This is a genomic window from Tolypothrix sp. VBCCA 56010 (assembly GCF_050875635.1).
Taxonomy (GTDB): Bacteria; Cyanobacteriota; Cyanobacteriia; order Cyanobacteriales; family Nostocaceae; genus Hassallia.
Genome location: NZ_JBPAOH010000397.1, coordinates 1 through 684, shown reverse-complemented (window position 1 = coordinate 684; position 684 = coordinate 1). Strand labels below are relative to the sequence as shown.

Annotated in this window: 1 protein-coding gene; it reads right to left on the bottom strand. The window is 62.0% G+C overall.

Annotation, left to right across the window (positions count from 1 at the left end; all coding sequences use genetic code 11):
• Positions 1-684: hypothetical protein (locus tag AABK37_RS41700; protein WP_432557228.1), on the bottom strand; the 684-nt coding region annotated here is incomplete at both ends.

The following is a 684-nucleotide window of genomic DNA, read 5'->3' as shown; positions in this document are numbered from 1 at the left end:
GCACACCGCCCGCATTCACCGCCGTGAACGAAGCAATGTTGCCGCTGCCGCTGGAAGCCAGTCCGATGCTCGTGTTGTCGTTGGTCCAGGTGTAGCTGGTCGCTGTACCGCTGAACGTCACCGCGGCCGTCGTCGAACCATCGCACACCACCTGGCTGGCGATCGCATTCACCGAAGGAGTCGGCTGTACCGTAATCGTGAATATCTGCGAAGGACCCGTGCACGTCACCGCGCCGAACGTATACTTCGGGGTCACCGTGATCGTGGCCGTTACCGGCGTGCTGCCCCCGTTGCTGGCCGTAAACGAAGCGATGTTGCCCGTGCCCGATGCACCCAAACCGATCGAGGGTGTATCGTTCACCCAGTCGTAGCTGGTACCCGTGCCGCTGAAGTTCACTGCCGTCGTCGACGAGCCGTTGCATACCGTCTGGTTCGATGGTGCTGTCACCGATGGTGTCGGGTTCACCGTGATGGTGAAGGTCTTCGAAGGGCCTGTACATACCACCCCGCCGGTAAAGACCGGAGTCACCGTGATGGTCGCCGTTACCGGCGAAGTGCCGGCGTTGCTTGCCGTGAACGCTGCGATGTTGCCGCTGCCGCTGGCCAAAAGTCCGATCGAAGGTGTATCGTTCGTCCACGTGTAGCTGGTGCCCGTACCGCCGAACGTGATCGCGGCTGTCGTCG